Origin of the sequence: Bradyrhizobium sacchari (assembly GCF_002068095.1) — a bacterium.
Taxonomy (GTDB): domain Bacteria; phylum Pseudomonadota; class Alphaproteobacteria; order Rhizobiales; family Xanthobacteraceae; genus Bradyrhizobium; species Bradyrhizobium sacchari.
Map to the genome: position 1 here is coordinate 41,946 of NZ_LWIG01000022.1, position 24,494 is coordinate 66,439.

Here is a 24,494-nt window from a genome sequence, read left to right on the forward strand (position 1 = left end):
CGAGTTTCGGCCCAAGCGCAAATGCTCGGGGCTGAAGCGGCGAAGCGATCCAGAACCTGCCCAGCCCCCTGGATTGCTTCGCTGCCTCGCGACGACGGTTTGAACAGAGCGGCTGTCGTTTTTAACTGGATCGACCTTCGGAGAGTGCGATGAAGCGCTTCAACCTTTCGGCCTGGGCCGTCAGCCATCCGACACTGGTTCTCTTCCTGATGCTCGTGCTTGGCGTCGCCGGCTTCTTCTCCTATGAGAAGCTCGGCCGCGCCGAGGATCCGTTCTTCACGGTGAAGGTGGTCAACGTCTCCGTGATCTGGCCCGGCGCGACCGCGCAGGAGATGCAGACCCAGGTCGCCGATCCCATCGAGAAGAAAATCCAGGAGCTGCCCTATTTCGAGAAGGTGCAGACTTACTCCAAGCCCGCCTTCACCGCGCTCCAGGTCACTTTCCGCGACAGCACGCCGCCGAAGGATGTGCCCTATCTCTTCTATCTCCTGCGCAAGAAGCTGGTCGACGTGCAGGGTCAGTTACCGTCCGGCATTCTCGGGCCCGTCGTCAACGACGAGTTCTCCGACGTCGATTCCATCCTCTACATGATGACCGGCGACGGCGCCGACTATGCCCAGCTCAAGAAGGTCTCCGAAGGCTTTCGCCAGCGCCTGCTGAAAGTACCGGGCGTCACCAAGGTCGACGTCTACGGCAACCAGGATGAGCGCATCTTCGTCGAGTTCAGCCACGCCAAGCTCGCCACCCTCGGCATCACGCCGCAGGCGCTGTTCGATTCGCTCGCCAAGCAGAACAACGTGACCCCGGCCGGCACGGTCGAGACCTCCTCGCAGCGCGTGCCGCTGCGCGTCACCGGCGCGCTCGACGGCGCCAAGGCGGTCGCCGAAACGCCGGTCGAGAGCAACGGTCGCGTCTTCCGCTTAGGGGATATCGCCACCGTCACCCACGGCTATGTCGATCCGCCGAGCTTCGTCGTCCGCCAGGAAGGTAAGGCCGCGATCGGCATCGGCGTCGTCACCGCCAAGGGCGCCAACATCCTCGAGCTCGGCAAGCAGGTCGAGAAGGCCACGGCCGAGTTCATGAAGGCGGTGCCGCAGGGCATCGACGTCAAGCTGATCGCCGACCAGCCCAAAGTGGTCGAGCACGCCGTCGGCGAGTTCGTGCACTCCTTCATGGAAGCGCTCGTCATCGTGCTGTTCGTCTCTTTTCTAGCGCTCGGCTGGCGCACCGGCATCGTAGTCGCGCTGTCGGTGCCCTTGGTGCTCGGCATCGTCTTCATCGTCATGAACACGATGTCGCTCGACCTGCACCGCATCACGCTCGGCGCGCTGATCATCGCGCTCGGCCTGCTCGTTGACGACGCCATCATCGCGGTCGAGATGATGGTGGTGAAGATGGAGCAGGGCTGGGACCGCATGCGCGCGGCGTCCTTTGCCTGGGAATCCACTGCGTTCCCGATGCTCACGGGAACGCTGGTCACGGCCGCTGGCTTCCTCCCCATCGGCTTTGCCAATTCGGCGGTCGGCGAATATGCCGGCAGCATCTTCTGGATCGTGGCGATCGCGCTGGTCGCCTCCTGGTTCGTGGCGGTGATCTTCACGCCCTATATCGGCGTCAAGCTGCTGCCGGAGATGAAGGCGCACCACAACCACGATCCGCATGCGGTCTACGAGACCCGCATGTACCGCGGCCTGCGCGCCATCGTGCAATGGTGCGTCAACCACCGCATCACCGTGGTGGCCGCGACCGTCGGCATCTTCGTCGCCTCGATCGTCGGCTTCGGCCATGTCCAGCAGCAGTTCTTCCCGCTGTCGGAGCGGCCCGAACTGTTCCTGCAACTGCGCCTGCCCGAGGGCACCGCGTTCAACGTCACCGAGAAGGCCGTGAAGAAGGCCGAGACCCTGCTCAAGGACGACAAGGACATCGAGACCTATACGTCCTATGTCGGCCAGGGCTCGCCGCGCTTCTGGCTCGGCCTCAACCCGCAGCTGCCGAACGAGGCCTTCGCCGAGATCGTCATCGTCGCCAAGGGCGTCGAGGCGCGCGAGCGCATCAAGGCCAAGATCGAGAACGCGGCCGCCGACGGCTTCCTGACCGAGGCGCGCGTGCGTGTCGATCGCTTCAACTTCGGTCCGCCGGTCGGCTTCCCCGTGCAATTCCGCGTGATCGGCCCCGATGCCAACAAGGTGCGCGACATCGCCTACCAGGTCCGCGACGTCATGCGGCAGAACAAGAGCGTCAAGGACGTCCAGCTCGACTGGAACGAGCAGTCGCCCTACCTGAAGCTCGTCGTCGACCAGGACCGCGCCCGCGCCATGGGCCTGACCCCGCAGGACGTCTCGCAGGCGCTCGCGATGCTGATTTCGGGCTCGCAGGTCACCACCGTGCGCGACGGCATCGAGAAGGTCGGCGTGGTCGCCCGTGCGATCCCGTCCGAGCGCCTCGACCTCGGCGGCGTCGGCGACCTCACCATCACCTCGCGCAATGGTGTCGCCGTGCCGCTGCAGCAGATCGCCAAGATCGAATATGCCCATGAGGAGCCGATCATGTGGCGGCGTAACCGCGACATGGCGATCACCGTACGCTCGGACGTCGTCGATGGCGTGCAGGCGCCCGACATCACCAACCAGATCACGCCGAAGCTGAAGGCGATCAAGGATCACCTCGAGCCCGCCTACCGCATCGAGCCGGGTGGGGCGTTCGAGGAATCCGCCAAGGGCAACGCCTCGATCTTCATCCTCTTCCCGGTAATGGTCATGGTGATGCTGACACTGCTGATGATCCAGCTGCAGAGCTTCTCGCGCCTGATCCTGGTGTTCCTGACCGCGCCGCTCGGCATCGTCGGTGCCTCTTTCGGCCTCAACGTCGCCAACGCCCCGTTCGGCTTCGTGGCGCTGCTCGGCCTGATCGCGCTCGCCGGCATGATCATGCGCAACACGGTCATCCTGGTTGACCAGATCGAAACCGACGTCAGCCACGGGCTGACCCGGCGCGAGGCGATCGTGGAGGCGACCGTCCGCCGGGCCCGCCCCGTGGTCCTGACGGCGCTCGCCGCCATCCTGGCCATGGTCCCGCTGTCGCGCTCGGCCTTCTGGGGCCCGATGGCGATCACGATCATGGGAGGCCTGTTCGTCGCGACCTTCCTGACGCTGCTGTACTTGCCGGGCCTCTATGCCCTGTGGTTCAGGAAGAGCCTGGACGAGGCGGGCACTCCCGAGCAGCCTGCCGCGCCGCAGCATGGGAGCGATGATCAGCACGCAATTCCGCTTGCTGAAGCGGCTGAATAAATGAGAAGAGTGCTGACCAACGAGTCTGACTGATGGCCCTTGTTTCGGAACATATCGAAGTCGACACCCGGGATCGCATCCTCGAGGTGGCCGAGCGGCTGTTCCGCCAGATCGGCTACCAGAAGACCACGGTCGGCGACATCGCCAAGGAGCTCAGGATGAGCCCCGCCAACGTGTATCGCTTCTTCGAATCGAAGAAGGCGATCCACCAGGCGGTGGCGCGGGGCCTGATGGGCGAGGTCGAGCTGGAGGCCCAGCGGATCGTGGCCAGGCCCGGTCCGGTGCTCCCGCGCTTCCGCGAGCTGCTCACCACCATCCATCGCATGAACACCGAACGCTATGTCGGCGACAACAAACTGCACGAGATGGTCGCGATCGCGATGGAGGAGGACTGGGATGTCTGCGTCGCCCATATGGAGTGCATTGCCGGCGTGATCGGCCAGATGATCGCGCAGGGCGCGGCCACCGGCGAGTTCGAGGCGCCCGACCTGCAACTGGCCTCGCTGTGCGCCTGCACCGCGATGATGCGCTTCTTCCACCCCCAGATGATCGCCCAGTGCGCCACCAAGCCGGGCCCGACCATCGACCAGATGATCGATTTCGTCATCGCGGGTCTGTCGCCGCGCCACTGACGGGCGGGCGGATTTCCTCCTATAAACAGCCCGACCGCCCGACTGACCGGTTGGCGGCGGCAAACGGCGGATCAACAAACTCCGTCATTGCGAGCGCAGCGAAGCAATCCAGACTGTCTCCGCGGAGGGATTCTGGATTGCTTCGCTGCGCTCGCAATGACGAAAAGGAAGCAGCGCGTGACCGACAAAGACCTTCACTTCTACGAGCCCTCCAAGGGCCATGGCCTCAAGCACGATCCCTTCAACGCCATCATCGCGCCGCGGCCGATCGGCTGGATCTCCTCCCGCGACACCGGGGGCCACGTCAACCTCGCGCCCTACAGCTTCTTCAACGCCTTCTGCTACGTGCCCCCAATCATCGGCTTCTCCTCCACCAACTGGAAGGACACGGTCGCGAACATGGAGCAGACCCGGGAGTTCGTCTGGAATCTCGCCACCATGGACCTTGCCAAGCAAATGAACGCGACCGCCGCGCATGTCGCCCCTGAGGTCGACGAGTTCGAGATCGCGGGCCTCACCGCCGTGCCCGGCAAGCTCGTCAACGTGCCGCGCGTCGGCGAGAGCCCCGTCGCCTTCGAGTGCAAGGTGTCCGACATCGTCCGCCTCAAGGGTGCCAACGGCAAGGAGGCTGATGCCTGGCTGACGCTCGGCGAGGTCGTCGCCGTCCACATCGACAAGGCCATGATCAAGGACGGCGTCTACCAGACCGCCGCCGCCCGCCCGATCGTCCGCGCCGGCCGCCGCGGCGATTACTTTGAGATCAAGCCGGAAAACATGTTCGAGATGGTCCGGCCGGATTAGGCCGGGCTCTCTCGACGCAGTCATTCCGGGCTCGCGCCAAGAGGCGCGCCCCGGAATGACGCCGAGAGACATTGCACCTCAACCCTCCCGGAACTGCCCCCACGCCCCGGCCGTTATGGTCTGGACGGCCGCCCGGCCGCGTCAATTCGCTTCGTTTTGCCCGTGAAGTGTTCACGCACCCCCGCCACTTTCCGCTAAAATGCCCTGTCACCGCGCCGATCCATGAGGTCCGCCATGAGCTTCCGCCGCGACACCATCACAAAGCCGATCTTCTCCTGGGCGCGCGGCGTGCTGCCGGCGATGTCCGACACCGAGCGCGAGGCGCTGGAGGCGGGCGACGTCTGGTGGGATGCCGATCTTTTCACTGGCGATCCCGACTGGTCGAAATTGCTGAAAATCGCGCCGGCCAGATTGACCGACGAGGAACAGGCCTTCCTCAACGGCCCCGTCGAGGAGCTCTGCGCCATGCTCGACGAATGGAGGATTTTCTGGGAGTGGCGCGATCTGCCGCAGGACGTCTGGCACTTCGTCAAGCGCGAGAAGTTCTTCGGCATGATCATCCCGAAGGAGTTTGGCGGCCTCGGCTTCTCGCCCTATGCGCATTCGGAAGTGGTGCGCAAGATCTCGACCCGCTCGATCGCCGCCGCCGTCACGGTGATGGTGCCGAACTCGCTCGGGCCCGGCGAGCTCTTGATGCGCTTCGGCACGAAAGAGCAGCAGGATCGCTGGCTGCCGCGGCTCGCCGACGGCCGCGACATTCCCTGCTTCGGCCTTACCAGCCCCGAGGCCGGCTCGGATGCCGCCTCGATGGTTGACACCGGCATCATCTGCAAGAGCATTTTCGAGGGCCGCGAGGTCATCGGCCTCCGCCTCAACTGGCACAAGCGCTACATCACCCTCGGCCCGGTCGCGACGCTGCTCGGTCTCGCCTTCAAGGCCTATGATCCCGATCATCTTATCGGTGACCAGGAAGAACTCGGCATCACCCTGGCGCTGATCCCGACGAACTTGCCCGGTGTCGAGATCGGCCAGCGCCATCTGCCCTCGATGCAGGTGTTCCAGAACGGCCCGAACCGGGGCCGCGACGTCTTCGTTCCGCTCGACTATGTCATTGGCGGCAAGGAACGCCTCGGCCAGGGCTGGAAGATGCTGATGACGGCGCTCGCCGCCGGCCGCGGCATTTCGCTGCCTTCGCTGTCCGCGGCCGGCGCCGCCTATGCCGCGCGCACCACCGGCGCCTATGCCCGCATCCGCGAGCAGTTCGGCATCTCCATCTCCAAGTTCGAGGGCGTCGAGGAGCCGCTCGCCCGCATCGTCGCCACCGCCTATCAGCTCGATGCGGCGCGGCGACTGACCTGCGCCGCGCTCAATGCCGGCGTTCATCCTGCCGTCATCTCCGGCATCATGAAGCTGCACGCGACCGAACGGATGCGCATCGCGGTCGACGATGCCATGGACATCCACGGCGGCAAGGCCGTGATCGACGGTCCGCAAAACTACCTCGGCAATCTGCATCGCGCCGTGCCCGTCGGGATCACGGTCGAGGGCGCCAACATTCTCACCCGCAATCTCATCGTGTTCGGGCAGGGCGCCATCCGCGCCCATCCCTATCTGCTCGACGAGATGAACGCGCTGGCGGATACCGATCGTGAGCGCGGGCTCACTGCCTTCGACACGGCGTTCTGGAAGCACGTCGGCCACAGTTTTCAGACGCTGTTCCGCGCCTTCGGCCGGAGCTGGACCTATGGCGCTTTCGCAATGGCGCCCGATGCAGGCGATGCCACGCCATTCTATCGCCAGCTCTCGCGTTACTCCGCGGCCTTTGCCCTCTGTGCGGACATGGCACTGCTGACGCTCGGCGGCGCGCTCAAGCGCAAGGAGATGCTGTCGGCGCGCTTCGGCGACATTCTGTCCGAGCTCTATCTGCTCTCGGCGGTGCTGAAGCGCTGGCAGGACGAGGGCCGGCAGAAGGAGGACTTTGCCGCGCTTGAATGGTGCATGGCGACCGGCTTCAAGACGATCGAGAACCGGCTTGCCGAAATCCTCGCCAATCTGCCCAATCGCTTTGTCGCTGGCTTCCTCAAGCTCGTGGTCCAGCCGTTCGGCGCCCGCGTGCTCGGCCCGTCCGATCGCGTCGTGCGCCAATGTGCTGGCATCGTGCTGGAGCCCTCGGCCGCGCGCGAACGCCTCACGCCAGATCTCGCTCATGTCGACGACGACGGCGGCTTTGCCCGGCTGGAGCGCGCGTTCAAGCTGGTTGCAGCGATCGACGCCATCGCCAGGCGAATGCGCGCGGCTCATATTCGCGACTGGAAGGATGCCGTCGCCAAGGGTGTGATCACGCAGGCCGAAGGCGAGCAGCTCGCCGCGGCTCACGAAGCCGTCACAAAAGTGATAGAGGTCGACGATTTTGCGCCGGAGGCGCTGTCGCCGATTTACAGGAAAGCCGCCGACGTGCATCAGTTCTTCCAGGAACTCGGTGAGCAGAGGGCGGCAAGCTGATGGCACGACCGGTTTTCATCGTCGACGGCAGCCGGACGCCGTTTCTCAAGGCGCGTTCGGGACCGGGCCCGTTCACCCCAGTTGATCTCGCCGTGCAATGCGGACGGCCGCTCTTGGCTCGCCAGCCGTTTTCGCCTGACGATTTCGACCAGGTCATTCTCGGCTGCGTCAACGTGATCGCGGACGAGATGAACCCGGCCCGTGTCGCCGCGCTCCGGCTCGGCATGGGCGAGGATATGGTCGCCTTCACCGTGCAGATCAATTGCGGCTCCGGCATGCAGTCGATCGACACCGCCTATCGCTACATCCGCGAAGGCCATGCCGACATGATCCTCGCCGGCGGCACCGAGGCCCTGAGCCACGCGCCGCTGGTCTGGCCGAATTCCGGCGTGCGCTGGTTCGCCGGGCTGGCCACCGCCAAGGGCGTGGCGGCGAAGCTCGCCGCCGCCTTCAAGCTTCGGCCGCGTTATCTCAAGCCGATCATCGGCCTCGAGCGCGGGCTGACCGATCCCGTCACCGACCTGAACATGGGCCAGACCGCCGAGGTCGTCGGCCATCTCTTCGGTATCACCCGCGCGCAGTCCGATGCTTACGCCGCCGAGAGCCATCGCCGGCTCGCCCACGCGCAGGCCGAGGGTTTTCTGAGGGGCGAGGTCGAGACCGCCTTCTCCCGCGACGGCAAGTTCTTCGATCATGATGACGGCGTGCGGCCGGACTCGACGGCCGAGTCTCTTGCGAAACTGAAGCCCGTGTTCGAACGTCCCTGGGGCCAGGTCACCGCCGGCAATTCCTCGCAGATCACCGATGGCGCCTCCTGGGTGATCCTCGCCTCCGATGCGGCTGTAGCCAAGCACAAGCTGGAGCCAAAGGCCGTGATCGTCGACAGCCACTGGGCCGCGCTCGATCCCAGCATCATGGGTCTCGGTCCCGTGATGTCGGCGACGCCGCTGCTTCAGCGCAACGACCTCACCATCAAGGACGTCGAGACCTGGGAGCTGAACGAGGCTTTTGCGACGCAAGTGCTCGGCTGCCTCGCCGCCTGGAACGACGACACTTTCTGCCGCGAGATCCTTGGCCTCGACGGTGCCGCCGGCGAAATCGATCGTGAAAGGCTCAATGTCGATGGCGGCGCGATCTCGCTCGGCCATCCCGTCGGCACATCCGGCAACCGTATCGTGCTGCATCTCGTCAACGCGATGAAGCGGCTCGGCACGCGGCGCGGCGTCGCCACTGAGTGCATCGGCGGCGGGCTTGGCGGCGCCATGCTGATCGAGGCGGTGTGACCATGGATTCCAAAATCATGACCGCGCTCGGCGATCGCCTCCTGACGCTCGGGCCGCAGCCCGCGACCGATGGCCCCTACAAGCACTTCAAGCTGACGCGCGATGCCGACGGCGTTGCCTGGCTGCTGTTCGACCGCGCCGAGACAAGCGCCAACACGCTGTCCTCGGACGTGATGGAGGAGTTCGACGCCGCGCTCGCGGCGATCGAAACCGAGCGCCCGGCCGGCCTTGTGATCCGCTCCGCAAAGCCGTCCGGCTTCATTGCCGGCGCCGACGTCAACGAATTCCGCGGCGCGACCGACCCTGAAGTGGTCGAGGCGCGCATCCGCGCCGCGCATGCGGTGGTCGATCATCTGGAAGCGCTGAAACTGCCGACGGTCGCGGTCATCCACGGCTTCTGTCTCGGCGGCGGGCTCGAGGTCGCGCTGGCCTGCCAGGCACGTATCGCCATCGACAGGGCGCGCTTCGGCTTCCCGGAGGTGATGCTGGGCCTGCATCCCGGTCTCGGCGGCACTGCGCGGTTCACCGCGCTGGTCAACCCGACCCAATCGATGGCCTTGATGCTGACCGGCCGCACCATCGATGCGCGCCGCGCCAAATCGCTCGGCCTCGTTGACGCCGTGACGCAGGAGCGCCACGTCCTGGGCGCGGTGAGGGATGCGCTGTTCGGTCGACTGAAGCGGGCCAAGCCGGGGCTGCTGACGCGTGCGGCCAACATCGGATCGGTGCGGGGGTTGCTGGCCAAGCGCATGCGCTCGGAGGCGACAAAAGCTGCGCCCCGTGAGCACTATCCCGCGCCTTACGCGCTGATCGACCTCTGGGAGACCCATGGCGGCAGCAAGGCCGCGATGTTGAAGGCCGAGCAGGCCTCGTTCGCCAAGCTGATGGTGACGCCGACCGCGCAGAATTTGATCCGCGTGTTCTTCCTGCGCGAGCAGATGAAGAAGGCGGCAGGCTCCGGCAACACGGTGAAGCATGTCCACATCGTCGGCGCCGGCGCCATGGGCGGCGACATCGCGGGCTGGTGTGCGGGGCAGGGGCTGCGCGTCTCGCTTGCGGACATGAAGGCGGAGCCGATCGCAGGCGCGGTCAAGCGCGCGGCCGAGCTCTATGGCAAGATCATCCGCAAGCCCACCGACGTGCGCGACGCGCTCGATCGGCTGATCCCTGACATGGGCGGCGAGGGCGTCCGCAACGCCGATCTCATCATCGAGGCGGTGCCGGAGAAGCTCGAGCTGAAGCAGAAGATCTATGCCGGCCTCGAGCCGCGGATGAAGCCGGGCGCAATTCTCGCGACCAATACATCGAGCATTCCGCTTCAGGATCTGCGCACCACGCTGACGCGGCCGGAGCGGCTGGTCGGCCTGCATTTCTTCAATCCGGTCTCGCGGCTGCAGCTGGTCGAGGTCGTCAGCCATGACGGCAACGATGCACAAGTGCAGAAGGAGGCGCTCGCCTTCGTCGGCGCGATCGATCGTTTGCCGCTCGCGGTGAAGAGTTCGCCCGGCTTCCTCGTCAACCGCGCGCTGACGCCGTACATGCTTGAAGCCATGGTGATGCTGGACGAGAAGATCGACCAACGCCTGATCGATGCTGCGGCCGAGCAGTTCGGCATGCCGATGGGACCGATCGAGCTCGCCGACCAGGTCGGCCTCGACATCTGCCTCGACGTCGGCAACATGCTGCGCACGAAGTTTGGTGATCTGCTGCCGCCGACGCCGGCCTGGCTGCGCGAGAAGGTTGCCAAAGGCGAGCTCGGCCGCAAGACCGGCAAGGGCTTCTACACCTGGAAGGACGGCAAGGCGGAGAAGGCACAGCCCCCCGAGACCGGCCCGCGCGTCACCGATCAGATGATCGACCGCCTGGTGCTGCCGATCTCCAATGTCTGCGTCGCGGCGCTGCGCGAGGGCATCGTCGACGATCCTGATGCGGTCGACGGCGCCATGATCTTCGGCACGGGTTATGCACCGTTCCGTGGCGGTCCGCTGAACTATGCCCGCACGCGCGGCGTGGAAAACATCGTATCCACCCTGCGTGCGCTGGCCGAGCGATTCGGCGAGCGTTTTGCGCCCGATCCAGGCTGGGACAATTTCAAGTGAGCAATCTCAAGTGAGAGAGGCATGAACGAGCAAGCCAATACCGGGCCGAGCGGCGATCTCTGCATCCGCACGCTGGCGATGCCGGCCGACACCAATGCGAACGGCGACATCTTCGGCGGCTGGCTGCTCAGCCAGATGGACGTCGGCGGCGGCGTGTTCGCATCGAAGGTCGCGAAGTCGCGCACGGTCACGGTTGCGATCGAGGCGATGAACTTTCGAAAAGCGGTCTATGTCGGCGATCTCGTTTCGGTCTATGCCAATCTCGTGCGTGTCGGGCGTACGTCCATGACCGTGCATCTCGAAGCCTGGGCGCTGCGTCGCAGGGAGGAACATCCGTTTCTCGTGACCGATGGCAATTTTACCTATGTCTCGATCGACGACCATGGCCGGCCGCAAGAGGTGCGTTCCCCCGACACAACGATCGCGACGTAATTTCGCGAGCCTTTTGCGTCCGATCACACGAAAACTTGCGGTTCACGAAACGCGGCACCGCCGAGTCAGCCTGTCGCGGCTTTGCCAAGAACGGGTCATAAAACGGATGAGGTCCCGGCGTACTGATTTGCACGTCGATTCGGGGTGGAAACCGGTTGATTTGCCCTCAGGAACCTTTGGGCAGAGATACTGTTATCTGCCCGCATTGAGGAATCTACGGGCATGCCGGACAGCTACATCATCGAAGTGAATTCAGAGACTGCGGGCATCGTTGTTCGCGGTCAGGGCGGCTACCGCTTCTTCGCCGCGTCTCACCAGTTCAACCGTCTCGAAGGCCAACTCTTCCGCAACGCCCGCGAAGCCGAGCGCGCCGCGCGCAAGTTGGTTAACGGCGATGTGAGGGAGGCGGCTTAGTTGCTGTCATTCCGGGGCGCGCGGAGCGCGAGCCCGGAATCTATCATGCTGCAGAAATTGCCGACCAATGGATTCCGGGCGCGCAGTCGGCGCGTCCCGGAATGACGGCGTCAATCACAACTTCGTCGCTGCCCGCGACAGGAGCTTCCACTCGTCGCCCTGCTTCTGCCAGTTCATCAGGATGTGAAGGTTGGTCGATACTTTTTTCCCATCGGCCGCCATTTCCTGCTCGCCCAGCCAGTGGAAGCGCACGATCGCGGCGGGGCCGACGACCTTGATGGTCGGGTCCTTGTATTCGATCGACAGGAACTTTGATTTGCCGTCGGTGGCATTGGTGATGAAGGTCGCCTTGTCCTCGACCTTGCCGCTGGAATGGCTGTAGCTCAGATCGTCCCAGCACAGCGCACCGAGCGCCTTCGGGTCGGCCGCGATCTGGGCGAGGCGGAAGGCCTCGACCTTCTTCGCCACGGCGTCTTCGTCGCTTGATGCCGCCAGCACCGGTGTTGTGAGCGCGAGCGCCGACACGGCGAGAGTCGAGAGAGCCAGATCGCGTCGATTGATCGTCATCGTTTCCTCCTTTTTGGTCTTGGCCGGAGTGTTGCAGCCGCGCGCGGCTTTGTCGAGTGCCGCATTGTCGTCATGTGGATGCGTCATTGCGCGATCGAGGCTGTATTGATACGTCTCGCGCATCGATGCGCCGCGCAGTTGGGAAAGTACGGAAATGATCGAGGCCAGCTATGATGCGATGGGCAGGGCGTTGTTGTTCGACATCGACGGCACGCTTGCCGACACCGATCCGTTGCATTTGAAGGCGTTCAACCAGGTGCTCGGCCCTCACGGCCATGTCTTCGATCACGCGCGCTTCTCCAGGGAGCTGCAAGGCTTTGCCAATGTCGCGATCGGGGAGCGCTTTCTGCCCCACGAGGCGCCGGAGCGGCGCGCCGCGATCCTCGACGAGAAGGAGGAGGTCTTCCGTGCGCTCGTGGCCGGCCAGATCGCGCCGCTGCCGGGGCTGATGGCGCTGCTCGACCGGGCCGACGCCGCCGGCATCCCCATGGTCGCCGTGACCAATGCGCCGCGTCTCAACGCCGAGCTGCTGCTCTCCGGCCTCGGCATCACGCATCGCTTCAAGGCGCTGGTGATCGGCGCCGAGCTGCCGCACGGCAAGCCGCATCCGCTACCCTATCAGGAAGGGCTGCGTTTCGTCGGCGCGAGGCCGGAGACCTCGATCGCATTCGAGGACTCGCGCACCGGCGTGCAATCCGCCACGGCGGCCGGAATTCCGACCGTCGGCATAAGGACCAGCCTCAGCCATGCCGACCTGGTCGCATCAGGCGCGGTCACGTCCGCGAGCGCCTTCGACGATCCGGCGCTGCTCGCGCGTCTTGCGAATGCCATGACTTGGTAAGGCTGCTTGGTAAGAAATGGCTTGATAAGAATTGGCGTGGCGAGGGCCCGTCATCCGTTAACCGTGATCGGCCCGCGCATTGACCGAAGACGCGAACCGCCGCACCATGCATCATTCTGATTTGAGGCCGTTGCCGTGACCGGATTGACCCATCGCCAAGCCGAAATCCTCAACATCGCGCGCGCCTCCGGCCGCGTCATGGTCGAGGAGCTCGCGCGCCGGTTCGAGGTCTCGGCGCAGACCATCCGCAAGGATCTCAACGATCTCTGCGAGCGGAGGTCGCTGACCCGCATCCATGGCGGCGCCATCATCGCTTCGGGCGTGGAAAACCTCGCCTATGAGGCGCGCCGCTTCGTCGCCGCCGACGAGAAGAAGGCGATCGGGGCTGCCGCGGCGTCGTTGATTCCGAACGGCTGCTCGCTCTTCATCAATATCGGCACCACGACCGAGGAGGTCGCGAGCGCCCTGACTTCGCACGAGGACCTGCTCGTCATCACCAACAACCTCAACGTCGCGATGCTGCTCTACCGCCATCCCCGCATCGAGGTGGTGGTCGCCGGCGGCACGGTGCGGCGCGCCGACGGCGCCGTGGTCGGTTCGACCGCGACGCAGCTGATCGGCCAGTTCAAGGTCGACTACGCCATCATCGGCGCCTCCGCGATCGACGAGGAGGGCGCGCTGCTCGACTTTGATTATCGCGAGGTGCAGGTGGCGCAGGCCATCATCGCCAATGCCCGCAGCGTCATGCTGGTCGCCGATTCGACAAAGCTCCGCCGCAGCGCCCCGGTGCGCATCGCCCACATCACCCAGATCCAGACCTTCGTCACCGATCAGGAACTGCCGGAGCGCCTCGCCACCATCTGCCACAGCAAGGGCATCGAGGTGGTCGAAGCAATGCCGAAGGGCTCGGACATCGATGATCCGCAGGCCGATGCTCCTGATGCGGCACCCGAAGCCGCACCGGTGGTGCGGCTGAGATAGGGTCCTAGACGTCGTCCCAGGGGTTGAGCAGCAGAACGCCGAAGGCCGCAAAATCCTTCACGTTGCGTGTGATGAGCGTGAGATTGTGGACGAGCGCGGTCGCCGCAAAGAAGCCGTCCATAACGGACAATGCGACGCCGCTTCTGCGGCTCTGCGCCATCAGGTCGCCCCAGCGCTCCGCCACGGCGTGGTCGATCGGCAGGACCCGTCGGGCGAACCGCGCAGGCAGATCGTGGGCAAGCCAGGCGGCCAGCGCTGTGCGCCTGCGGCCATCCTCCAGCAACGCAATGCCGCGGCGAAGCTCGGCGATTGAGGCGACGCTGATGAACGCGCGATCCTCATCGATCGTATCCAGCCACGCCAGAACGTTCGGCGAAGGTGCGGGCCGCTGAACCTCCGAGAGCACGTTGGTGTCGAGCAACAGGTTCACGGCATTTCGTCGCGTGGTGCGTCGTGCACGCGCTCAAGGTCGAGGTCGGCGCCGCGCAGCGGCGATGCCAACAGGAATTCGGCCAAGGTGCCTTTGCGCGCGGTCTTGCGCGCCCATTCCTCGGCGGAAACGACCACGGCATTCGGCTTGCCGTGACGGGTGATGACCTGCGGGCCGGTTTGGGCGCGGTCGATCACCTCGGACAGTCGCGCCTTGGCGTTGGCAAGCGTCCAGGTGTCATCAGTCGGAAGCGTGTCGGGGGCAGCGTTGCGATCGGCCATGCGAGCTAGAACCAATGTGACTATTGTGACTATAAATCTGCGTAACCGGCCACTCAAGGCTCCTGCTGCACCTCGAAGCACCTCCAAAGCTGCTCGTTTCTTCATCCGAGTGCCCACCAAAAAGTTCCTCTTTCACTTCCCTTCGCCTCTCTTTCGTCTTGCTTTCGTTTTTTGGTGTGATCTAATCAAAAACGAAAGTAGCCGCTCGATGGAACGGGCGGTCGCCGGGGGATGCGTCTGTTGGAGCGTATTTTCGATCTCGCCATCATCGGAGGCGGTGTTAACGGCTGCGGCATCGCGCGCGATGCCGTGGGCCGCGGCAACACGGTTTTCCTGTGTGAAATGAACGATCTGGCGAGCGGGACGTCGTCCTGGTCGACCAAGCTGGTGCACGGTGGCCTGCGCTATCTCGAATATTACGAGTTTCGGCTGGTCCGCGAGGCGCTGATCGAGCGCGAGATCCTCTGGGGCATCGCGCCCCACATCATCCGTCCTTTGCGTTTCGTCTTGCCGCATCACGCCGGCCTTCGCCCGGCCTGGCTGCTGCGTCTCGGCCTCTTCCTCTATGATCATATCGGCGGCCGTCATCTGCTGCCCGCCACGCGCTCGGTCGACCTGCGGCGCGATGAGGTCGGCAAGCCGCTGATCCCGAATCGCTACAGCCGCGCCTTCGAATATTCGGACTGCTTCGTCGATGACGCCCGTCTCGTCGTGCTCAACGCACGCGATGCCGCCGACAAGGGCGCCGAAATCCGCACCCGCACCCGCGCCACCGAGATCCGCCAGGCCGACGGGGTCTGGACCGTCAGCATGCTCAACACGCTGACCGGTGAGCGCTCGCAGGTCCGGGCTCGGGCGCTGGTCAATGCCGGCGGCCCCTGGGTCGAGGACGTGCTCGGCCGCGGCGCCGGCGTGAATGCGAGAGCCAAGGTGCGCCTGGTGCAGGGCTCGCACATCGTGGTCAAGAAGCTCTACGATCACGACCGCGCCTACATGTTCCAGAATGCCGACGGCCGCATCATCTTCGTGATCCCGTACCAGGACGATTTCACCCTGATCGGCACCACCGACCGCGACTATGACGGCGATCCCGCCAAGGTGAAGGCAACGCCCGAGGAGATCCAATATCTCTGCACCGCCGCGAGCGAATATCTGGCGAAGCCCGTGAAGCCGGAGGACGTGGTCTGGACCTATTCGGGCGTGCGGCCGCTCTATGACGACGGCGCCAGCGAGGCCAAGGCCGCGACGCGCGACTATGTGTTCGAGCTCGACACGCCCGGCGGTTCTCCGCTGCTGTCGATCTATGGCGGCAAGATCACGACCTACCGCCGCCTCGCCGAGGAGGCGCTGGAGCGCCTTGCGCCTTATCTGCGCAGCGCGAAGGCGCGCGAGGGCTGGACCGGTAAATGGCCGCTGCCCGGCGGCGATATGAACGTGTCCGATATCGACGACCTGATCGTGGAGCTGCAGCGCGGCTATCCCTTCCTCGGCCATGAACATGCGCGGCGCCTGGCGCGGGCCTATGGCACCCGCGCCATCAAGCTCCTGGGCGACGCGAAATCCGCAGCCGATCTCGGTCAGGCCTTTGGTGCCACGCTGAGCGAGCGCGAGGTCCGCTATCTCATGGCCAACGAATGGGCCGTCACCGCCGAGGACATCGTCTGGCGCCGTTCCAAGCTCGGCCTGCGACTAAGTGCCGACGAGATCGCCGCCTTGGACGACTGGATCAGGAGCCACGCTGTGCCGCAAACTCCCCTGCTGGAAGCAGGAGGACGCTCATGAGCGTGACACTCGATCACGTGACCCGGACCGTCGAAGGCGTCCCGCACATCCGCGACGTCTCGCTGACGCTCGAGAGCGGCACGCTCAACGTGCTGCTCGGGCCGACGCTGTCGGGCAAGACCTCGATCATGCGGCTGCTCGCCGGCCTCGACAAGCCGACCACGGGCAGGGTGCTGGTTGGCGGCAAAGACGTCACCGGCGCCGACGTGCGCCAGCGTTCGGTCGCGATGGTCTATCAGCAGTTCATCAATTACCCCTCGCTCACGGTCTACGAGAACATTGCTTCGCCTTTGCGCGTGCAGGGCAAGCCGCGCGAGGAGATCGAGGCGCGCGTGGCGCAGGCGGCAAAGCTGCTGAGGCTCGAGCCGTTCCTGAAGCGTACCCCGCTCCAGCTCTCCGGCGGCCAGCAGCAGCGCACGGCGATCGCGCGCGCCCTGGTCAAGGACGCCGATCTCGTGCTGCTCGACGAGCCGCTCGCCAATCTCGACTACAAGCTGCGCGAGGAGCTGCGCGCCGAGCTGCCGCGCATCTTCGAAGCCTCCGGAGCGATCTTCGTCTATGCCACCACCGAGCCGACAGAGGCGCTGCTGCTTGGCGGCAACACGGTGTGCATGTGGGAGGGCCAGGCGCTGCAGATGGGCGAGACCGCCAACGTCTATCGCCGGCCGCAGACCTTGCGCGTCGCGCAGGTGTTTTCCGATCCGCCGCTCAACCTCGTGGGCATCGAGAAGAAGAACGGCACCGTACAATATGCCGGCGGTACGGCGTCGCCGGCCTCGGGCCTCTATTCGCCGCTGGCGGACGGTGCCTATCGCGTCGGCTTCCGCGCCCATCAGCTTGCGCTTGCCAATGGCGAGGCCGATCGCCACGCCTTCCATGCTACGGTGACGGTGACCGAGATCACCGGTTCGGAGAGCTTTGTGCATCTGACCCGCGACGGATCGAACTGGGTGGCGGTGCTGCACGGCGTGCACGAGTTCGAGCCCGGCCAGACCATCGATGCCGTGCTCGACCCGAACGATGTCTTCGTCTTTGACGCAGCCGACCGCCTGGTCGCTGCGCCTCGATCGTAGGAGGGATGCGCCATGGCCCGCATTGACCTCGTCGATCTCGCCCATTCCTATGGCGGCAATGATGCGCCGCAGGAAAGCTTTGCGCTGAAGCCGGTCACCATGACCTGGCGGCAGGGCGGCGCCTATGCGCTGCTCGGTCCATCCGGCTGCGGCAAGACCACGCTGCTCAACGTCATCTCCGGCATCATCACGCCGTCGCGGGGGAAAATCCTGTTCGACGGCGTGGACATCACACCGCTGTCAACCCAGAAGCGCAACATCGCCCAGGTGTTCCAGTTTCCGGTGATCTACGACACTATGACGGTGGGGCAGAACCTGGCGTTTCCGCTGAAGAACCGCGGCGTGCCGAAGGCCGATATCGACAGGCGCGTCGCCGAGATCGGACGCCTGCTCGATCTCGAACCCTATCTGAACCGCAAGGCGACCCGCCTCACGGCCGACGCCAAGCAGAAGATCTCGCTCGGCCGCGGCCTCGTGCGAAACGACGTTGCCGCCGTGCTGTTCGACGAGCCGCTGACCGTGATCGATCCCGAGCTGAAATGGCAGCTCCGATCCAAGCTGAAGGCGCTGCATCGCGAGCTCGACCTCACGATGATCTACGTCACCCACGACCAGACCGAGGCGCTGACCTTCGCCGACACCGTGGTCGTCATGCATGACGGCCGCGTCGTGCAGAGCGGCACGCCGGCCGAGCTGTTCGACAAGCCGGCGCACACCTTCGTCGGCTATTTCATCGGCTCGCCCGGCATGAACATCCTGCCGGCGGAGGTGAGGGGACGCGAGGCGGTGATCGACGGTCACGTGATCGCGCTGAACCGCGCCTACGACAAGCTTCCGGCCGGCGCGAAGATCGAGATCGGCGTGCGCCCTGAATTCGTGGAGGCCGTCGCCCCCGGACCCGGCCTGCTCACCGCAAAGATCGAGCGTATCGACGACCTCGGCCGCATCCGCTTCGCGCGAACGCGCCTCGGCGATGCCAAGCTCGCGGCGCGCGCGCCGGCGGGCTTTGCGGGCTCGGACGGCTCGGCCGGGCTGAAATTCGATCCGTCGCACGTCCACGTCTATGCCGACAGCCTTCTGGTGGAGGGAGCCGCCTGATGGACAAGACCGTCAACCAAAAAGCCTGGTTCCTGGTGCTGCCGGTGTTCCTGGTCGTCGCCTTCTCGGCGGTCCTGCCGCTGATGACGGTGGTGAACTATTCGATGCAGGACACCTTCGGCAACAACCAGTTCTTCTGGAACGGTGTCGGCTGGTTCAAGGAGCTGCTCGATCCCTCGACCGATCTCGGCGGCCGCTTCCTCGCCTCCCTCGGCCGCAACCTGTTCTTCTCGATGGTGATCCTCGCGATCGAGGTGCCGCTCGGCATCGTCGTCGCGCTGTCGATGCCGCGCGAGGGCTGGACCGTGGCGGCCTGCCTGATCATCCTCGCGCTGCCGCTGCTGATTCCGTGGAACGTGGTCGGCACCATCTGGCAGATTTTTGGCCGCCCCGACATCGGCCTGCTCGGCTATGTGCTGAACGCCATTGGCATCGACTACAATTACGTCTCCAACGAGGTCGACGCCTGGGTCACGGTCATCGTGATGGACGTCTGGCACTGGACCAGCCTCGTCGCGCTGCTCTGCTATGCCGGCCTGAAGTCGATCCCGGACGCCTATTACCAGGCGGCGCAGATCGACGGCGCCTCGCGCTGGGCGGTGTTCAAGGCGATCCAGCTGCCGAAGATGAATCGCGTGCTGCTGATCGCGGTGCTGCTGCGCTTCATGGACAGCTTCATGATCTACACCGAGCCGTTCGTCGTCACCGGCGGCGGGCCCGGCAACTCCACCACCTTCGTGTCGATCGAGCTGGTCAAGATCGCCCTCGGCCAGTTCGACCTCGGCAAGGCAGCGGCGCTGTCGCTGGTCTACAACCTCATCATCCTGATCGTCTGCTGGGTCTTCTACACCGTCATGACCAATGCCGGTGTCGAACGCAAAGTTCAGGCTTCGAGCGAGCCGGCGGCGGAGCCGAAGCCTTCGGCCGCGCTCAAACCCGTGCCGGCGCTCAAGCCAAAGGAAGGAGTGGCCTGATGCATTCGATTCCCGGCCGCCGCCTCATCATGGGGCTGTTCCTGGTCTTCCTGCTGCTGCCGATCTACTGGCTCGTCAACATGAGCTTCAAGACCAACGCCGAGATCGTCTCGACGATGACGCTGTGGCCGCATACTCCGACGCTGCAGCACTACAAGCGCATCTTCACCGACGAGAGCTGGTATTCCGGCTACATCAATTCGCTGGAATATGTCGTCCTCAACACCATCATCTCGATCTCGGTGGCGCTGCCTGCGGCCTACGCGTTCTCGCGCTACCGCTTCCTCGGCGACAAGCATCTGTTCTTCTGGCTGCTGTCGAACCGCATGGCGCCGGCGGCGGTCTATGCGCTGCCGTTCTTCAACCTCTATTCGGCGATCGGGCTGTTCGACACGCCGTGGGCCGTCGCGCTCGCGCATTGCATCTTCAACGTTCCGCTCGCGGTGTGGATCCTCGAAGGTTTCGTCTCCGGCGTGCCGCGCGAGATCGACGAGACCGCTTTCCTCGACGGCTATTCCTTCCCGCGCTTCTTCATCAAGATCCTGGTGCCGCTGATCGCGAGCGGCATCGGCGTCGCCGCCTTCTTCTGCTTCATGTTCTCCTGGGTCGAGTTGCTGCTGGCGCGCACGCTGACCTCGGTGCAGGCCAAGCCCATTGCCGCGATCATGACGCGTACGGTTTCGGCGGCCGGCATGGACTGGGGCCTCCTGGCTGCCGCCGGCGTGCTGACCATCATTCCGGGCGCGCTGGTGATCTGGTTCGTCCGCAACTACATCGCGCGCGGCTTCGCGCTCGGCCGCGTGTAAGGGAGGCATCAATGGAATCCATCGCATGGATGGCCTGGACGCTGCCGACCGCGATCTTCTTCGCCGCGCTGGCCTGCACGCTGGCGGTGATGACGTGGNCAGTATTCCGACCACGCGCGGCGACCGCCTGTTCATCTCGCTGATCGCCGCGGCCGTCATCCATCTCGTCTGGATCGGCTTCGTCGGCACCGACGCGATCGCCACGTTGCCGATCGGCGAGGAGGGTTTTGAAATCTCGAGCCTGTGGCTCGCATCAGGAATTTCGCTGGTCACGGCCGCGCTCATCTTCCGCACGGTCTGAAGCTCGCGAAGGAACGGCCAGATCCGGGACCAACCCGGGCCTGTATAAAAGTTTGTCGCTGCAACGGAGGAACAACATGCGACAGTTTAGGAGAAGGAAAGGTCCATTGACCAAGAACAGTTTTCTGACCATGTCCAGCACCGCTGCGATCGTTGCGGTATCGTTCGCCGTCTCGGCGCCGGTCCGCGCTGCCGACGACGCCGTGATCCAGAAGTGGATCGCGGAATTCCAGCCCTCGACGCTGTCGAAGGAAGACCAGAAGAAGGAGCTGGAGTGGTTCGCCAAGGCGGCCGAGCCGTTCAAGGGCATGGAGATCAACGTCGTCTCCGAGACCATCACGACCCACGAATACGAGTCGCAGACGCTGGCCAAGGCGTTCTCCGAGCTCACCGGCATCAAGCTCAAGCACGACCTCATCCAGGAAGGTGACGTCGTCGAGAAGCTGCAGACCCAGATGCAGTCGGGCAAGAACGTCTATGACGGCTGGATCAACGATAGCGACCTGATCGGCACGCACTTCCGTTACGGCCAGACCGTGATCCTGTCGGATTACATGACCGGCGAGGGCAAGGACGTCACCGATCCCATGCTCGACGTCAACGACTTCATCGGCAAGTCGTTCACCACCGGGCCGGACGGCAAGCTCTATCAGCTGCCCGACCAGCAGTTCGCCAACCTCTACTGGTTCCGCTACGACTGGTTCACCAACCCCGACTACAAGGCCAAGTTCAAGGCCAAGTATGGCTACGAGCTCGGCGTGCCCGTGAACTGGTCCGCCTATGAGGACATCGCCGAGTTCTTCACCAACGACATCAAGGAGATCAACGGCGTCAAGGTCTACGGCCATATGGACTATGGCAAGAAGGACCCCTCGCTCGGATGGCGCTTCACCGACGCTTGGCTGTCGATGGCCGGCAACGGTGACAAGGGCATTCCGAACGGTCTGCCGGTCGACGAGTGGGGCATCCGCATGGAAGGCTGCCGCCCGGTCGGCTCCTCGGTCGAGCGCGGTGGCGACACCAACGGTCCGGCGGCGGTCTACTCGATCACCAAATACCTCGAGTGGCTGAAGAAGTATGCGCCGCCGCAGGCGCAGGGCATGACCTTCTCTGAAGCCGGCCCCGTTCCGGCACAGGGCAACATCGCCCAGCAGATGTTCTGGTACACCGCCTTCACCGCCGACATGGTGAAGCCCGGCATCGCCGTCATGAACGCGGACGGTACGCCGAAATGGCGTATGGCCCCGTCGCCGCACGGTGCCTACTGGAAGGAAGGCATGAAGCTCGGCTACCAGGACGCCGGCTCCGTGACGCTCCTGAAGTCGACCCCGGCGGATCGCCGCAAGGCGGCCTGGCTCTATCTCCAGTTCATCATCTCCAAGTCGGTGAGCCTGAAGAAGAGCCATGTCGGTCTCACCTTCATCCGTGAATCCGACATCTGGGACAAGTCGTTCACCGAGCGTGCGCCGAAGCTTGGCGGCCTGATCGAGTTCTACCGCTCGCCCGCACGCGTGCAGTGGACCCCGACCGGCAACAACGTGCCCGACTATCCGAAGCTCGCGCAGCTGTGGTGGCAGAACATCGGCGATGCGTCGTCCGGTGCGAAGACGCCGCAAGCCGCGATGGACGCGCTGGCCGCTGCCCAGGACTCCGTGATGGAGCGCCTGGAGAAGTCCGGCGTGCAGGGCGCCTGCGGTCCGAAGCTGCACAAGAAGGAGACGGCCGAGTACTGGTTCGCCAAAGCCCAGAAGGACGGCACCATCGCCCCGCAGCGCAAGCTCGCCAACGAGAAGCCGAAGGGCGAGACGGTCGACTACGACACCCTGATCAAGTCGTGGCCCGCCACTCCGCCCAAGCGCGCGGAAGCGAAGTGACGTCGTAGAGGTCATGGCCGGGCTTGACCCGGCCATCCATCCAAAACGAAAGGCCGGGAGCGATCCCGGCCTTTATTGTTTGTGGCGCAGCTGTCACCACAACGTCATTGCGAGCGAAGCGAGCCGGGTCTTTCCCTGGAGGCAGTCTGGATCGCTCCGTGGCTCCTCGCAATGACGGAGGATGGAGCTACGGCGCCGCTACTCCGCCGGCTCGGCCGCCAGCGTCGGGTAATCCGTGTAGCCCTTGGCCCCGCCGCCGTAGAAGGTGTTCTTGTCCCAGTCGTTCAGCGCCGCGCCCCGCTTCAGCCGCTCGACGAGGTCGGGGTTGGAGATGAAGGGTTTGCCGAAGGCGATCAGGTCGGCGGCGTTCGCATCCAGCACCTTGCTGGCGAGGTCGAAATCGTAGCCGTTGTTGGCGACGTAGGCGCCGGCAAAGCGCTTGCGCAAGGACGCATAGTCGAACGGGGCGATGTCGCGCGGCCCGCCGGTGGCACCCTCGACGACATGGAGATAGACCAGCTTGAGCGCGCTGAGGCCATCGACGATGTGGTCGTACAGGGCCTGCGGGTTGGAATCCGAGATGTCGTTGGCCGGCGTCACCGGCGAAATGCGGATGCCGGTGCGGTCGGCGCCGGCCTCAGCCACGACGGCCTTGGAGACTTCCAGCATCAGCCGCGCGCGGTTCTCGATCGAGCCGCCATAGGCGTCCGTGCGCTTGTTGGCGCCGTCCTTGGCGAACTGCTCGAGCAGATAGCCGTTGGCACCGTGGATCTCGACGCCGTCGAAACCGGCTTCCAGCGCGTTCTTCGTCGCGCGCTTGAAGTCGTCGATGATGCCGGGAATTTCGGAAAGCTCGAGCGCGCGCGGCTCGGAGACGTCTGCGAAGCCGCCGTTCACGAAGGTCTTGCCCTTGGCGCGGATCGCGCTCGGCGCGACCGGGGCTGCGCCATTCGCCTGCAGATCGACATGCGAGATGCGGCCGACGTGCCAGAGCTGGATGAAGATCTTGCCGCCGCGCTCATGCACCTTATCGGTGACCTTGCGCCAGCCGGCGACCTGCTCCTTGCTGTAGATGCCGGGAGTGTCCTGGTAGCCCTGGCCCTGCTGCGAGACCTGGCTTGCTTCGGTGATCAGGAGGCCGGCGGAGGCGCGCTGGCCATAATAGTCGGCGGCGAGCGCGCCGGGTACGAACGTGCCGGGCACGGCGCGGTTGCGCGTCAGCGGCGCCATGACAAGGCGATTGGCCAGCGTGATCGGGCCGAGCTTGTAGGTCTCAAACAATTTGGTCGAACGGCTCATGGGAATGCTTCCAGGCGGTGAGAGGTCCGGAACACTTGTGCATCGCGGCAATCAACGCAAGGGATGAGCCATACGGAAAGTGCAGGCGAGCTACGCGGCAGTGCCCGCGTAGCATAATTCATGTGCAATTCCGGCGGCGACAGTGAATTTCTGCTGACGCCGCCGTGCGATTTCGCAAATCAGTTCAGGCCCATGAAATCGCGCTTGCCGATCTCGACGCCGTTGTGGCGCAGGATGCCGTGGGCGGTCGTGGCGTGGAAATAGAAGTTCGGGAGCGAAAACGCGCTCAGGAACTGCTGGCCCTTCAGGGTCGTGGTCTTATCGGGCCCGGACGGGAAGGTGACGTCCTTGGCCTCGGCGCCCTCGAATTGTTCGGGCTTGAACGATTTGACGTAGTCGATCGTCTTCGCCAGCCGCTGCCTCAGCTCCTCAAACGTCTTTTCCGTGTCGGGATTCGAAGGCACTTCGCTGTGCGTGAGGCGCGCGCAGCCCTTGGTGGCGAAATCGCTGACGAGCTGGATCTGCTTCGACAGCGGCAGCATGTCCGGGAAGAGGCGGGAGCCGAGCAGCACGCTCGGGTCGATCTTTTTCGCCGCGCAATGCGCCTCGGCCTTGGTGAGCAGGCCGGTGAGGCTGTTCAGCATTTGCAAGTAAGCAGGGACGACGGCGTCGTAAAAGGACATGTGATGCTCGCTTCAATGAGAGAAAATCTCAGGAGAAAACCTGAGCCAGTCACAT

Annotated in this window: 21 protein-coding genes and 2 pseudogenes; 18 read left to right on the plus strand and 5 right to left on the minus strand. The window is 64.6% G+C overall.

Going from position 1 to position 24,494, the window contains the following annotated elements; all coding sequences use genetic code 11:
- The first annotated feature begins 149 nt into the window (after nt 1–149).
- The 8 genes from A5906_RS23325 to A5906_RS23360 all read left to right on the plus strand — a co-directional run bounded on the left by A5906_RS23325 (nt 150) and on the right by A5906_RS23360 (nt 11,450).
- The gene (locus A5906_RS23325; protein WP_080137641.1) at nt 150–3,287 is read left to right on the plus strand and encodes an efflux RND transporter permease subunit; all 3,138 of its coding nucleotides are present in this window, start codon (nt 150–152) and stop codon (nt 3,285–3,287) included.
- 32 nt (nt 3,288–3,319) lie between these two features.
- Entirely contained in the window at nt 3,320–3,919 is a 600-nt protein-coding gene (locus A5906_RS23330; protein WP_080137642.1) for a TetR/AcrR family transcriptional regulator, read from the plus strand.
- 177 nt (nt 3,920–4,096) lie between these two features.
- The gene (locus A5906_RS23335; RefSeq protein WP_080137695.1) at nt 4,097–4,720 is read left to right on the plus strand and encodes a flavin reductase family protein; all 624 of its coding nucleotides are present in this window, start codon (nt 4,097–4,099) and stop codon (nt 4,718–4,720) included.
- A gap of 234 nt (nt 4,721–4,954) precedes the next feature.
- Complete coding sequence (locus A5906_RS23340) at nt 4,955–7,222, plus strand: acyl-CoA dehydrogenase (RefSeq protein WP_080137643.1); 2,268 nt, start codon at nt 4,955–4,957, stop codon at nt 7,220–7,222.
- Nucleotides 7,222–8,505, plus strand: a complete 1,284-nt coding sequence (locus tag A5906_RS23345; RefSeq protein WP_080137644.1) for an acetyl-CoA C-acetyltransferase — start codon at nt 7,222–7,224, stop codon at nt 8,503–8,505. Before A5906_RS23340 ends, A5906_RS23345 begins: the two co-directional genes overlap by 1 nt.
- A gap of 2 nt (nt 8,506–8,507) precedes the next feature.
- Nucleotides 8,508–10,604 carry a 3-hydroxyacyl-CoA dehydrogenase NAD-binding domain-containing protein gene (locus A5906_RS23350; RefSeq protein ID WP_080137645.1) on the plus strand — a complete coding sequence of 699 codons (2,097 nt, stop codon included), beginning with the start codon at nt 8,508–8,510 and terminating at the stop codon, nt 10,602–10,604.
- A 21-nt stretch (nt 10,605–10,625) separates the two neighbouring features.
- The gene (locus A5906_RS23355; RefSeq protein ID WP_080137646.1) at nt 10,626–11,036 is read left to right on the plus strand and encodes an acyl-CoA thioesterase; all 411 of its coding nucleotides are present in this window, start codon (nt 10,626–10,628) and stop codon (nt 11,034–11,036) included.
- 222 nt (nt 11,037–11,258) lie between these two features.
- Nucleotides 11,259–11,450, plus strand: a complete 192-nt coding sequence (locus A5906_RS23360; protein WP_080137647.1) for a hypothetical protein — start codon at nt 11,259–11,261, stop codon at nt 11,448–11,450.
- A 114-nt stretch (nt 11,451–11,564) separates the two neighbouring features.
- Here A5906_RS23360 and A5906_RS23365 read toward each other — a convergent pair whose 3' ends face one another.
- Entirely contained in the window at nt 11,565–12,017 is a 453-nt protein-coding gene (locus A5906_RS23365; protein WP_080137696.1) for a nuclear transport factor 2 family protein, read from the minus strand.
- A 154-nt stretch (nt 12,018–12,171) separates the two neighbouring features.
- On the opposite strand from A5906_RS23365, the gene A5906_RS23370 reads away from it, so the two are divergent.
- Together A5906_RS23370 and A5906_RS23375 are read left to right on the plus strand one after the other, a co-directional pair.
- Nucleotides 12,172–12,858: an HAD family hydrolase gene (locus A5906_RS23370; RefSeq protein ID WP_080137648.1), complete on the plus strand. Its 687-nt coding sequence runs from the start codon at nt 12,172–12,174 to the stop codon at nt 12,856–12,858.
- Nucleotides 12,859–12,993: 135 nt separating this feature from the next.
- Nucleotides 12,994–13,839: a DeoR/GlpR family DNA-binding transcription regulator gene (locus tag A5906_RS23375; protein WP_080137649.1), complete on the plus strand. Its 846-nt coding sequence runs from the start codon at nt 12,994–12,996 to the stop codon at nt 13,837–13,839.
- 4 nt (nt 13,840–13,843) lie between these two features.
- Here the strand turns inward: A5906_RS23375 and A5906_RS23380 are convergent, their stop codons facing one another.
- Entirely contained in the window at nt 13,844–14,269 is a 426-nt protein-coding gene (locus A5906_RS23380; protein ID WP_080137650.1) for a type II toxin-antitoxin system VapC family toxin, read from the minus strand.
- Nucleotides 14,266–14,550, minus strand: coding sequence for a type II toxin-antitoxin system Phd/YefM family antitoxin (locus A5906_RS23385; protein ID WP_080137651.1), 285 nt, complete (start codon nt 14,548–14,550; stop codon nt 14,266–14,268). Before A5906_RS23385 ends, A5906_RS23380 begins: the two co-directional genes overlap by 4 nt.
- Nucleotides 14,551–14,781: 231 nt before the next feature.
- On the opposite strand from A5906_RS23385, the gene glpD reads away from it, so the two are divergent.
- The 8 genes and pseudogenes from glpD (at nt 14,782) to A5906_RS23420 (ending at nt 22,457) form a co-directional block, all read left to right on the plus strand.
- On the plus strand, nt 14,782–16,332 hold the full coding sequence (gene glpD / locus A5906_RS23390; protein WP_080137652.1) for a glycerol-3-phosphate dehydrogenase: 1,551 nt from the start codon (nt 14,782–14,784) through the stop codon (nt 16,330–16,332).
- A complete protein-coding gene (locus A5906_RS23395) occupies nt 16,329–17,405 on the plus strand; it encodes an ABC transporter ATP-binding protein (protein ID WP_080137653.1) in 1,077 nt (358 codons plus the stop codon). Before glpD ends, A5906_RS23395 begins: the two co-directional genes overlap by 4 nt.
- A 12-nt stretch (nt 17,406–17,417) precedes the next feature.
- On the plus strand, nt 17,418–18,503 hold the full coding sequence (locus A5906_RS23400) for an ABC transporter ATP-binding protein (RefSeq protein ID WP_080137654.1): 1,086 nt from the start codon (nt 17,418–17,420) through the stop codon (nt 18,501–18,503).
- Nucleotides 18,503–19,477, plus strand: a complete 975-nt coding sequence (locus tag A5906_RS23405; RefSeq protein WP_080137655.1) for a carbohydrate ABC transporter permease — start codon at nt 18,503–18,505, stop codon at nt 19,475–19,477. The genes A5906_RS23400 and A5906_RS23405 overlap by 1 nt, the downstream gene beginning before the upstream one ends.
- Complete coding sequence (locus tag A5906_RS23410) at nt 19,477–20,283, plus strand: carbohydrate ABC transporter permease (RefSeq protein WP_080137656.1); 807 nt, start codon at nt 19,477–19,479, stop codon at nt 20,281–20,283. The genes A5906_RS23405 and A5906_RS23410 overlap by 1 nt, the downstream gene beginning before the upstream one ends.
- Before the next feature lie 11 nt (nt 20,284–20,294).
- Nucleotides 20,295–20,381 (plus strand): annotated as a pseudogene (locus A5906_RS44855) (DUF2160 domain-containing protein); the annotation flags it as partial.
- Between the two features lies 1 nt (nt 20,382).
- Nucleotides 20,383–20,584, plus strand: a pseudogene (locus A5906_RS23415) (DUF2160 family membrane protein); the annotation flags it as partial.
- A 130-nt stretch (nt 20,585–20,714) separates the two neighbouring features.
- The gene (locus tag A5906_RS23420) at nt 20,715–22,457 is read left to right on the plus strand and encodes an ABC transporter substrate-binding protein (protein WP_080137657.1); all 1,743 of its coding nucleotides are present in this window, start codon (nt 20,715–20,717) and stop codon (nt 22,455–22,457) included.
- A 198-nt stretch (nt 22,458–22,655) separates the two neighbouring features.
- Here the strand turns inward: A5906_RS23420 and A5906_RS23425 are convergent, their stop codons facing one another.
- Together A5906_RS23425 and A5906_RS23430 are read right to left on the minus strand one after the other, a co-directional pair.
- On the minus strand, nt 22,656–23,756 hold the full coding sequence (locus tag A5906_RS23425) for an alkene reductase (RefSeq protein WP_080137658.1): 1,101 nt from the start codon (nt 23,754–23,756) through the stop codon (nt 22,656–22,658).
- A 179-nt stretch (nt 23,757–23,935) separates the two neighbouring features.
- Complete coding sequence (locus A5906_RS23430) at nt 23,936–24,439, minus strand: DUF1993 domain-containing protein (RefSeq protein WP_080137659.1); 504 nt, start codon at nt 24,437–24,439, stop codon at nt 23,936–23,938.
- Nucleotides 24,440–24,494: the final 55 nt, after the last annotated feature.